Genomic DNA, 11561 nt, shown 5'->3' with positions numbered 1-11561 from the left:
CTTAATAAAGCTTCGTCTTCTTCAAAATTAGCATCGGGAAGTTTGTTTAATAAAATACGGCGTTTAACGTCGGCAACACGTACCCTAAAAAATTCATCAAGGTTATTAGAAAAAATCCCCAAAAACCGCATGCGTTCAATTATTGGATTATTTTTGTCTTTAGCCTCTTGTAGAACGCGCTCGTTGAATGACAGCCAACTAAGCTCTTTAGCAAAGTATTCAACGGTTTGAGTATGTTCTATGTGGGCATTCATATTATATTCCATTATCTAACGCTGAGTTAAATATAGAACAATTTAATGACATTAAAATGACATGCGTGTCACTTGTATGACACGCAATAAAAAATTATGCTTCTTCTGTGTCTACTATTAAGTCGCTGGTTATTGACTCAAGCGCATCAATTACTTCGTCTTTATCCATTCCGTTAGGTAAGGTAACGGTTGCAACAGCGCTAAAAATAGGGACTCCCCAATTAGGTGCGCTTTGTTGTCTAGAATTTAAATGAGTAATACTTGCTCCTTTATGTCGTATTACGCTCGCGAGCTCTTGGACAATACCAGGGCGATCGTTTCCTGTGATCACTAAATTGATTTGTTCACGTGGTGAAGGTTCAATTTCAGTATTGCCAGCTTCAATACGCACTTCAAGTTTTGGTAAAGCGGTAAGCGCGTTTTGCAGTTCCTGAAAATGCTCTTCAGCAACTTCTAACTGAATAATCCCTGCAAAATGACCTAATAGATGGCTAAGGTTACTACATAACCAGTTGCCGTGATTTTTTAAAACTACCGATGAAATATCTTCTACTAAGCCTGGACGATCCTTTCCTAAAATAGTTATTACCAACTGTTTCATAAATTGTGCCTCTTTTTAAGCCCGAAGAATGTAAATGCGTAGGCATTAAATAAAATATGTTTTGATGCTGACGCGCTTTTATAGGTTAATGATTTTATTATGTTAATAATTAATTTAACGTGAATGATAGAAAGGTAAGCGCATCCCTTAATTTACCATTTGAGTATTAACCTCGTTAAATGCTTTGTCCAATTATTTTTGTTATTTAGTTCCCTTATAAATGACTAATCTAACGCTTAATTAATACAATAACTTATGCCACCTTAGATATACCTTTAATTAGAGTGCTTATTATGACCGTTGTAACATTACTGTCATCTTGATGAAATATAATTTATAGAACGTTAAGATTTAAAGGTGTTTTGATGACTTCCAATCCGAATAAACCGTCTTTTAATACGGATCGAAGCCGTCTATTTAAAGACAGGTTTGCCAAATTTGGCATAACCGCCGGTGGAGTAATGGTATTAATAGCGCTGTTGTTAATATTTTTCTACCTTCTTTATGTAGTACAGCCAATTTTTGAGTCAGCTAAAGTTGAAAAGCGTGACAGCTTCACAGTAAGTAACGCAGATCAAATAGTTGGCTTAGGTGTTGAAGAGCAAACCGAAGTTGCTTATTTACTAAGCCAACAAGGCCAAGTTGACTTTTACAATGTAGAAAAAGCAAGTTTTGGTAAAAAACTCAAGACGCTTAATGTTGCTCTTCCAAGCGAAGTAACAAGCTTTGCAACGAGTGCACCGTTTCAGGGCCAATACGCCTATGGTTTAGAAAACGGCACTGTAATGGTGGTTGTACCTAAATTTTTAGTTACCTTTCCAAATAACGAACGCAAATTAACGCCACGCGTTGATTACCCGCTTGGTGAAATGGCGTTAGAAGTTGATGCTCAAGGCGCTGCTATCAAGCGTTTTGCGTTTACTCACTATGAAGATAAAACGGCGGTTGTTGCATTAACCGCAGATAAGCGCGTTTTGTTTAGCAGCTTTGTTGCTGAAGAAAACATGTTTACAGGTGAAGTAGAGTGGGTTGTTGAGCGAACAGAGCTTGATATTGAAGGTCGTGTAGATGAGCTTTTAATTTCGCCAGATACAACACGTACGTTTATTCGTTCAGCTAATCAAATTTACGTTTATGATACGCGCTATCCGAGTGAAGTAGAGCAAATCCAGTTATTATCGGCTAATGAAGAAAACGCTAATATAGTGTCTGCTCAGTTACTTGCGGGTGCAAATTCATTAATGCTTGCTAACGATAACGGTGAAGTATCGCAGTGGTTTGAAGTAAACACAGACGCTGGTCGTCAGTTCCAAAAAATTCGTGCGTTTGAAACAACCAAACAAAGCAAATTAAATATTTTTACAGAATTTTATCGTCGTACTTTCTTTACTACCAGCAGCAACGGTGAGCTTGGTGTTTACTACACAACAAGCGAAGCTAAGTTGTGGCAGGGTAAAGTAAGTGAAGGCGAAATTAAACACTTTGCAATTGCTCCACGTTCAAATGCTGCGTTAATTTTAGCGGATGGCAAATTAACGGTATTAGAGGTTCACAACGAACACCCTGAAGTAACATGGTCTGCGTTATGGCAAGAAGTGTGGTACGAAGGTTACCCAGAGCCTGCATACATTTGGCAGTCAACATCTGCAAGTGATGACTTTGAATCTAAATTTTCGCTAGTGCCTATTTCGTTCGGTACAATTAAAGCGGCTTTTTACGCTATGTTATTTGCAGTACCAATTGCGATTTCGTCGGCAATTTACACTGCGTACTTTATGTCGAGTGGATTACGTAAGGTTGTAAAGCCAACCGTTGAAATAATGGAAGCACTTCCTACGGTTATTTTAGGCTTTTTAGCGGGCCTTTGGTTAGCGCCTTTAATTGAAGAGCACTTACCTGCAATTGTTGGCTTACTCATTTTATTACCTATTGGTATTTTAGGTTCAGCACTTGCGTGGACGAAGTTACCAGCAAGTATTCGCCATAAAATACCTGAAGGGTCTCATTCAATTATTTTGATTCCTGTTGTATTAGTTGTTGGTTGGTTCTCGTTCGCAATGAGCGAAACAGTAGAGCTGTGGATGTTTGACGGTAATGTACGCCAGTATCTAACAAACGAGTTGGGCATGACATTCGACCAACGTAATTCATTGGTAGTCGGTATAGCAATGGGTTTTGCAGTGGTTCCAACTATTTTCTCTATTGCAGAAGACGCCGTATTTAGTGTACCTAAGCACTTATCAAATGGTTCATTAGCACTAGGGGCTACTCAATGGCAAACACTCGTACGTGTTGTGCTATTAACTGCAAGCCCAGGTATATTCTCTGCGGTAATGATGGGCCTAGGCCGTGCCGTGGGCGAAACCATGATTGTACTCATGGCAACAGGTAACACACCGATTATGGACTGGAGTATTTTCCAAGGCATGAGAACGCTGGCAGCTAATATTGCGGTAGAAATGCCTGAATCAGAAGTAGGTAGCTCGCATTACAGAATATTGTTTTTAGCCGCCTTTGTACTATTCATATTCACCTTTGTATTTAACACGTTAGCTGAGTTTGTTCGTCAGCAGTTACGTGAAAAATACAGCTCAATGTAAGTGGAGAGACACGACATGGTAAAGCAGTGGTTTAAGTCTGGTTCTCCTTGGATTTGGATGACCGGCGGTGCAGTGAGCATCAGCTTAATTTCGGTTTTAGGTATATTAGCGATGATAGCCTGGAAGGGATTGAGTTTTTTCTGGCCTTCTCAAGTTGTACAGTTTGAGCTTGAAGGCTCGATTGCCAAGCAAACCGTTATTGGTGAAGTTTACGACCGTGAACTCGTACCAAAAGAACGTTTGGCAGCGACAGGTGTTGATGTTTCAGCATTTGATAAAGAAGAATTTGAACGTTTACTTATAAAAACAGGTAACCGTGAATACGTAGCTCTAGATTTTCGTTGGATACTTGAAACCGACATAAAAGCAAAGTCTACACCCGCTACGCTTGCAGTATTTGAACGTAGTAAAAATGGTAATTTTTACGGGTATGTAGAAGGTGTATTTAAAGACGGCAAGCCAGTAGAGGGCGATAAAGTAGAGGCTTTATATGACCTTGTTGAGCGTGCTGTAGATTTAAATGATGAAGCACTGGATTTACAAAATGGCGATATAGGTCATATCAACTATGAACTTGAGCGCTTACGCTTAAAAGAGAAAAGCTACTTACTTGATAACCAGTTAACAGATGAACGTGTTGCAGAGCTTGCAAAAACGCGTGCCGAATTACGTGCAGAATACGGCGAACTTGAAAAAGAGTTATTTGCACTGCGTAAACAGGCAAAACGTGACCATGTTACGGTAAAAGATATGCGCGGCGAAATAGTCACGATCCCTATGTATCAAGTACTTGATGTGTGGTTTCCGAACGACATGGGCTTCTTTGCAAAGTTAGGCCATTACTTTGGTCAACTAGGCAAGTTTGTATCTGACGATCCTCGCGAAGCAAATACAGAAGGCGGTGTATTCCCTGCTATATTTGGTACTGTATTTATGGTTATGTTGATGGCTGTGATAGTAACGCCGTTTGGTGTTGTTGCTGCTATTTACTTGCACGAATACGCGGCTAAAAATGCGGTCACTAAAATGATTCGTATCGCGGTAATTAACTTAGCGGGTGTCCCTTCTATTGTTTATGGTGTATTCGGCTTAGGCTTTTTTGTATATATGCTTGGTGGCAGTATTGACCAATTATTTTACCCAGAGTCTTCACCAACACCAGTATTTGGTACGCCAGGTGTAATGTGGTCTGCACTAACATTGGCAATACTAACTTTACCCGTTGTTATTGTATCTACGGAAGAGGGTTTATCACGTATTCCAAGCACTGTACGTGACGGTTCATTAGCATTGGGTGCAACTAAAGTTGAAACCCTATGGCGTATTGTAATTCCAATGGCAAGCCCTGCAATTATGACGGGGTTAATACTGGCTGTTGCACGTGCAGCAGGCGAAGTTGCGCCCCTGATGTTGGTAGGTGTTGTTAAAATGGCACCGACGTTACCATTAGACGGCAACTTTCCGTATTTTCACTTAGACAGAAAGTTCATGCACTTAGGCTTTCATATTTACGATGTTGGCTTCCAGAGCCCGAATGTTGAAGCGGCACGCCCGCTAGTATATGCAACGGCATTTTTACTTGTGTCGGTTATTATCACACTCAACATAACGGCCATTGGTATACGTAACCATTTACGTGAAAAATTCAGATCGCTTGAACACTAATTAGTAAAGATTTAATAGGTAACAAACATGATTACAGTCGCTCCAAAAGTAAACCAAGCCAATTTGGGCATGAAGTTAGATTTAGACAATTTAACAGACGAGCAAAAAGCGTTAGAGATTAAAGATCTCGATCTTTACTACGGTGATAAACAAGCGCTTAGTAAAGTGAATATGAATATTCCAAAAGGCCAAGTAACGGCGTTTATCGGCCCATCAGGTTGTGGTAAATCAACGCTATTACGCTGTATTAACCGAATGAATGATTTGGTTGATATTTGTCGAATTGAAGGTGAAATACTTCTTCATGGACAAAATATTTACGATAAAAATGTAGATGTTGCGGCGCTTCGCCGTAACGTTGGGATGGTGTTTCAGCGTCCTAACCCATTTCCAAAATCGATTTATGAAAATGTAGTCTATGGTCTACGCTTACAGGGCATTAAAGAAAAGCGTAAGTTAGACGAAGTAGTAGAGCAGTCATTACGTGGCGCTGCTTTATGGGATGAAGTAAAAGATAGACTGCATGATAGTGCGTTTGGTTTATCGGGCGGTCAGCAACAGCGTTTAGTTATTGCTCGTTCTATTGCGATAGAGCCTGAGGTTTTACTACTAGATGAACCAACGTCAGCGCTTGATCCAATTTCTACTCTAGTTATTGAAGAACTAATTAACGATTTAAAGAATAAATTTACCGTTGTTATTGTTACGCATAACATGCAACAAGCAGCGCGAGTGTCTGACCAAACAGCCTTTATGTACATGGGTGAGCTGATTGAATACTCAGATACAAATACCTTATTTACAACACCAACAAAGAAAAAGACTGAAGATTATATTACAGGTCGTTACGGCTAAATAATTAACAGTATCGTGTTGTACAAGATTTAGAGAGAAGGTAATTATGGAACATAATATTAATAAGCATATTTCTGGTCGCTTTAATCAAGAGCTTGAAAATGTTCGTAACCATGTACTAAGCATGGGTGGGTTAGTTGAGCAACAACTAAGTAGTGCGCTTGATGCGGTAAGCACAAACGATGCAGAACTTGCAGAAAAAGTGCGTAAAAACGACTACAAAGTTAATGCTATGGAAGTGAGCATTGATGAAGAATGTACTCGTATTATTGCGCGTCGTCAGCCCGCTGCCAGCGATTTACGTTTGGTGATTGCGATTGCAAAAACTATTGCTGATTTAGAGCGTATTGGCGATGAAGCTGAGCGTATTGCAAAAGTGGCTCTCGATTCTTTCACTAAAGATCAACAAGATTTGTTAGTGAATATTGAAAATATGGGTCGTCAGGTTTTAAAAATGTTACACGATGTACTTGATGCGTTTGCACGTATGGATGTGCAACGCGCATTTGAAGTACACAAAGAAGATGCTAAAGTTGATCGTGAATATGAAGCCATAACACGTCAAATTATGACGTACATGATGGAAGATCCACGTTCTATTCCAAAAATCATGGATTTAGTTTGGTCAGTGCGATCATTAGAGCGAATTGGCGACCGTTGTCAAAATATTGCTGAGTACATTATCTACTTTGTAAATGGTAAAGATATTCGCCATATATCACAGGAAGATATTGAAAAATCGCTTTAAAGCTCATTAGCGCATTTTAACAAAGCGGCTATAAGCCGCTTTGTTCGTTTAGCGATAAGTTAAATAATAAAAACCGTTCACAATTGTTGTGAATACTGTAAAATCGCACGCTGCACGCATGTAATTTGATTAAAGGGTCAGTTATGCCTACAAACGCGTTTTTAGGAGTTTTTGCAAAATCTCCTTTCAAACCAATGGAAGATCACATCAAAAAAGTTCATCAAGCTAGTAAAGCTTTGATACCTTTTTTTAATCACGTTTTTAAAGAAGAGTGGACACAAGCAGAAGAGCTTCGTATCACTATTCGTAATTTAGAGCGTGAAGCCGATGACATGAAAAGAGACATACGTTTACAGTTACCACGCGGTTTATTTATGCCGGTAGAACGTACGGATCTGCTCGAGTTAGTAACCCAACAAGACAAAATTGCTAATAAAGCAAAAGACATTGCTGGGCGCGTAATCGGTCGTGAAATGACCATACCAGCAGTAATGCAAGCTGATTTCTTGGCTTACTTAACTCGTTGTGTGGATGCGACAAAACAAGCATCTAAAGCAATAAACGAGTTAGAAGAGCTATTAGAAACAGGTTTTAAAGGTCGCGAAGTGACCTTAGTAGAAAAAATGCTCGTTGAATTGGATGCAATAGAACAAGACACGGATGACATGCAAATTAAAGTACGCCGCCAACTACGTGAAGTAGAAAGTGAACTTAACCCTGTAGATGTAATGTTTTTATACAGCATTATTGAATGGGTTGGTGAGCTTGCAGATATTGCAGAGCGCGTAGGATCACGTCTTGAGCTGATGTTAGCTCGTTAATTTAAAATCAGTTCAAACACGAAAGATTAAGGTTATACAATGGATATCATTGCATCTTACGGCACGGTATTAGTTTTAATTGCCGCAGCTGTTGGTTTTTTCATGGCTTATGGTATTGGCGCGAACGACGTTGCGAACGCCATGGGTACATCTGTAGGTTCAAAAGCATTAACAATCAAACAAGCTATTTTAATAGCTATGATTTTTGAGTTTGCAGGTGCTTATTTGGCCGGTGGTGAAGTTACATCAACTATTCGTAAAGGAATAATTGATGCTGCACCGTTTGCGAATATTCCTGAACTGATGGTTTTAGGTATGATTGCCGCGCTATTTGCCGCGGGTTCATGGCTACTAATCGCTTCATTTTTAGGTTGGCCAGTATCAACAACTCACTCTATTATTGGTGCAATCATTGGTTTTGCGCTAGTTGCTGTGGGTACAGAAGCAATCCAGTGGAATAAAGTAGGCGGCATTGTAGGAAGCTGGATCATTACACCAGCTATATCCGGCTTTATTGCGTATCTAATATTCATGAGCGCGCAAAAGCTTATATTTGATACAGATGCACCATTAAAGAACGCTAAACGCTACGTACCAATCTACATGGGTTTAGCGGGTTTTATCATGGCTTTAGTTACAATCAAAAAAGGTTTAAAGCACGTTGGTATTAACCTAGGTTCTGTTGAAGGGTATGCGCTTTCAATTGGTGTTGCAGTGGTTGTTGCCATCATTGGTAAAATTGCTATTTCTCGCTTAAACATCGATCCTAAAGCTGATAAGCAAATGCAATTTAATAACGTAGAAAAAGTGTTTGCGGTATTAATGGTGTTAACCGCTTGTTGTATGGCATTTGCTCACGGTTCTAACGATGTTGCTAATGCAATTGGTCCACTAGCTGCTGTTGTAAATATTGTTGAAAACAACGGTGAAATTGCTAAGAAGGCAGCAATTGCATGGTGGATTCTTCCACTAGGTGGCTTTGGTATTGTTGCAGGTCTTGCCATTTTAGGTAAAAAAGTAATTAAAACAATTGGTGAAGGCATTACACATTTAACGCCTAGCCGTGGTTTTGCTGCAGAACTTGCCGCTGCTTCTACTGTTGTTATTGCATCAGGAACTGGTATGCCAATCTCTACTACTCAAACCTTAGTGGGTGCGGTACTAGGTGTAGGTATGGCACGTGGTATTGGTGCACTTAACATGAGCGTTATCAGAAACATTGTAGTTTCTTGGGTAATAACGTTGCCAGTTGGTGCTGCCCTTGCTATTGTTATCTTCTACGTACTGAGAACCGCATTTGGGGTTTAACAAAAAAGTACTAAAAGACTTTTAGCTTGAAAAGATCTCAATGCCCTAGGTATTGGGGTCTTTTTATTTGTGGAAAGAAAAAATGACCAATCTTCCAAGTATTAAACAGCTTCAGTATTTACTCGCTGTTCATCAGCATCAGCACTTTGGCCGTGCAGCCAGTGCCTGTTTTATTGGCCAGTCGACACTAAGCAGTGCCATTCAAAATCTTGAAGAAACGCTGGGTTGTCAACTTATTGAGCGTGAAAACCGAAGCCTTATGTTTACAAGCATAGGTGAAGAGGTTGTTGAGCGTTCACGAAAAATAATTAACGACACTATTAGTTTAAAAGAGCTTACAAAAAGCTTTTTAACGCCACTTAGTGGTAAGTTAACCGTTGGCGTTATTCCTACTATTGCAAGCTTTATTGCAGCGCCTTTGTATCACTTTTGTCAGCAAACTTTTTGTGAATTAGAGTTGGTACTAATTGAGGATACCAGCGACAAATTACTGGATAAGTTAGAGCATGGGCACATTGACTTAGCGTTACTGGCATTACCGTATGCAACCGACAAGTTCCATACCCAAATTTTAGCAAAAGATCATTTTAGCTTAGTGCACCATAAAGATTATATGCCTGCAAAGGGCGTAGAAGACTTTAACCTATTACCTGATGCCAGTGTGTTTTTGTTAGAGCGAGAGCACTGTATGACGGGTCACGCGCTGAGTGCGTGCCATTTAAACCGCTCAAGCTGTATTAACCCATTTGAAGCGGCCAGCTTACATACATTACTCAGTATGGTTGAACACCAGCTCGGGGTGACCTTTTTACCACAAATGGCCATTAATGCCGGTATTTTAGAAAATAAACAGATGGTCGCCACACCGTCGCAAAGCGATGCTTACAGAGATATTGGTATTCTTTGGCGAAAAACTACAGGACGTATTCGCGATTTTAAATTGTTTAGCCAGCAGCTTGAGGTGTTTTTACAACGCCAATGTAGTTTAAACTTTAATGAGCCAAGCAATTAAAGTTAACCGCTATTAAAAAATTAAAGCAGCCTACAATGGCTGCTTTTGACTTTGAACATGGCTTTCAAATGGCTCCAGTTCAGGTAAAAAAAGTAAGTAAATCCATACCACTACATTAAAGTAGGGCACGCATCCTAATACGGTAAATACTTTGACGGGGTAACCTTTTAAACTTGAATACCTGTAACATTGGTACGCAATAATAAGGTGAATTATCAGTAATAATATAACTAGTTGCGCCATACCTTCCTCCCTAAAACCCTTGTAACTTGTAATCAACCATGTATTGACTGGGGGTTGATGTCATGTTTATACAGCGTAATCCTTTAAATTACATGATATCCTCTTTATCTGATAAAGAAAGTATAGGCAAGAAAGAAAATAATGGAAGAAAAAAGTGACGTTAAATTGTTCGAATTTGTTAGTTTTAACCTAGGCTACTGTTGGTAAATACTTTTATTTTGATAAATTTTTTCAAGCTCATCATTTATTTTTTCAACAGGAACGGGGCGAGCAATAAAGTAGCCTTGTCCATAGTCGACACCAATGTCTCTTAAAGTAGTAAATAATTCTCTATTTTCAACGTATTCCGCAACAGAATATTTATTAAGTGAGCGGCTGATATCGTTAATAGCCTTTACTAAAGCAAGGTCTATTGGGTCATTAAGCATGTCGCGAACAAACGAGCCATCTATTTTCACATGTTGAGCAGGCAGCTGTTTTAGGTAACTAAAGGTACTAAAGCCAGTCCCAAAATCGTCTATTGAGAAGTGACACCCTAAAGAGTTAAGTTTATCAATCATCTTACGTGTAGCTTGTATGTTATTTATGCTTGCGGATTCGGTGATCTCAAAAATAATCCGTGTGGCGGGAACATTGTATTTTTCAAGGTTCGACTCAATGAGTGGTAGCAGCCGTTCATCTAAGAATGATTGTGCAGATAGATTAATAGCAACTTGGCTAAGTTGAGGGTATTTTGCAACACTGGCAATTGCATTTCTAATTACGCACTGATCCATTAAAAAGGTGTCGTTAAGCATTTCTAGAGACGGAATAAACTGATTAGGGTAAATAAGAGTGCCTTCATGCTTTAAGCGCAATAGTGCCTCAAAGTAAGCAACTTTTTCTGCTTTAAAATCCCATATAGGCTGGTAATGCAATTCAATATTATTCTGTTGAAGTGCTTGGCGGATTTCGTGTCCCCACTCAAGACCTGTTTGAAGTGTATTGTTGTGCGCATCTTCTTTTGAATAGCAATGTACTAAGTTACGGCCTAAGTTTTTTGCAATATACAAAGCAATGTCGGCTTGTTTTAAACACTCATTAGGGTCGTTATTGTTTGCTGTAATTTGCGTTAAGCCGATAGAGCAGCTTATTGTGTAGCTTTGCTCGTTTGACTTAAAGGTATGCTGCTCTATGGCACTACAGACACCTTCTGCAATAAGATGCGCATCGAGTAGGTTCATATTTTTCAGAATGACGGCAAATTCATCGCCACCAATGCGACATACTAAGTGTTCTTTTTCAATGTTGTCTTTAAACAGCTGAGCCACATCTTTTAACACCAAGTCGCCTTGATGATGACCTTGGCTATCATTAATAATTTTAAAATGATCAAGGTCAATGTAAATCAAGGCATGCTCAACATCGCTGTGAGTATGTTTGGGTTTACAAATACGACTTAGCTCTTGGTCAAA

The 11561-nt window shown here is 39.4% G+C and carries 10 protein-coding genes and 1 pseudogene; 7 read left to right on the top strand and 4 right to left on the bottom strand.

Translation table 11 applies throughout. The features are described 5' to 3' along the window. A pseudogene (locus BCG07_RS04945) lies at nucleotides 1–254 on the bottom strand (polyphosphate kinase 1); the annotation flags it as partial. Between the two features lie 94 nt (nucleotides 255–348). Next, nucleotides 349–855, bottom strand: a complete 507-nt coding sequence (locus BCG07_RS04940) for a glycine cleavage system transcriptional repressor (RefSeq protein ID WP_006791200.1) — start codon at nucleotides 853–855, stop codon at nucleotides 349–351. 365 nt (nucleotides 856–1220) lie between these two features. Between BCG07_RS04940 and BCG07_RS04935 the strand changes: the two genes are divergently transcribed. The 7 genes from BCG07_RS04935 to BCG07_RS04905 all read left to right on the top strand — a co-directional run bounded on the left by BCG07_RS04935 (nucleotide 1221) and on the right by BCG07_RS04905 (nucleotide 9864). Then, nucleotides 1221–3455 carry an ABC transporter permease subunit gene (locus BCG07_RS04935; protein WP_286889030.1) on the top strand — a complete coding sequence of 745 codons (2235 nt, stop codon included), beginning with the start codon at nucleotides 1221–1223 and terminating at the stop codon, nucleotides 3453–3455. A 15-nt stretch (nucleotides 3456–3470) separates the two neighbouring features. Next, nucleotides 3471–5120 carry a phosphate ABC transporter permease PstA gene (gene pstA / locus BCG07_RS04930; protein ID WP_010556662.1) on the top strand — a complete coding sequence of 550 codons (1650 nt, stop codon included), beginning with the start codon at nucleotides 3471–3473 and terminating at the stop codon, nucleotides 5118–5120. A gap of 27 nt (nucleotides 5121–5147) precedes the next feature. After that, on the top strand, nucleotides 5148–5975 hold the full coding sequence (gene pstB, locus BCG07_RS04925; protein ID WP_006791197.1) for a phosphate ABC transporter ATP-binding protein PstB: 828 nt from the start codon (nucleotides 5148–5150) through the stop codon (nucleotides 5973–5975). A gap of 46 nt (nucleotides 5976–6021) precedes the next feature. Then, nucleotides 6022–6723, top strand: coding sequence for a phosphate signaling complex protein PhoU (phoU, locus tag BCG07_RS04920; RefSeq protein WP_006791196.1), 702 nt, complete (start codon nucleotides 6022–6024; stop codon nucleotides 6721–6723). Between the two features lie 143 nt (nucleotides 6724–6866). Further along, nucleotides 6867–7544 carry a TIGR00153 family protein gene (locus BCG07_RS04915; protein WP_006791195.1) on the top strand — a complete coding sequence of 226 codons (678 nt, stop codon included), beginning with the start codon at nucleotides 6867–6869 and terminating at the stop codon, nucleotides 7542–7544. 39 nt (nucleotides 7545–7583) lie between these two features. Further along, nucleotides 7584–8852 carry an inorganic phosphate transporter gene (locus BCG07_RS04910; RefSeq protein WP_008130472.1) on the top strand — a complete coding sequence of 423 codons (1269 nt, stop codon included), beginning with the start codon at nucleotides 7584–7586 and terminating at the stop codon, nucleotides 8850–8852. A gap of 82 nt (nucleotides 8853–8934) precedes the next feature. Beyond that, nucleotides 8935–9864, top strand: a complete 930-nt coding sequence (locus tag BCG07_RS04905) for a hydrogen peroxide-inducible genes activator (protein WP_006791193.1) — start codon at nucleotides 8935–8937, stop codon at nucleotides 9862–9864. Between the two features lie 30 nt (nucleotides 9865–9894). Here BCG07_RS04905 and BCG07_RS04900 read toward each other — a convergent pair whose 3' ends face one another. Together BCG07_RS04900 and BCG07_RS04895 are read right to left on the bottom strand one after the other, a co-directional pair. Beyond that, the gene (locus BCG07_RS04900) at nucleotides 9895–10107 is read right to left on the bottom strand and encodes a hypothetical protein (RefSeq protein WP_006791192.1); all 213 of its coding nucleotides are present in this window, start codon (nucleotides 10105–10107) and stop codon (nucleotides 9895–9897) included. A gap of 194 nt (nucleotides 10108–10301) precedes the next feature. Then, nucleotides 10302–11561: putative bifunctional diguanylate cyclase/phosphodiesterase (locus BCG07_RS04895; protein ID WP_286889025.1), on the bottom strand; the 1260-nt coding region annotated here is incomplete at its 5' end.

It is taken from the genome of Pseudoalteromonas sp. ESRF-bin5 (genome assembly GCF_002632075.1).
Classification (GTDB): Bacteria; Pseudomonadota; Gammaproteobacteria; order Enterobacterales; family Alteromonadaceae; genus Pseudoalteromonas; species Pseudoalteromonas marina.
Note: the sequence above shows the minus strand (reverse complement) of the source record. Positions and strands in the feature narration are given on the sequence as shown.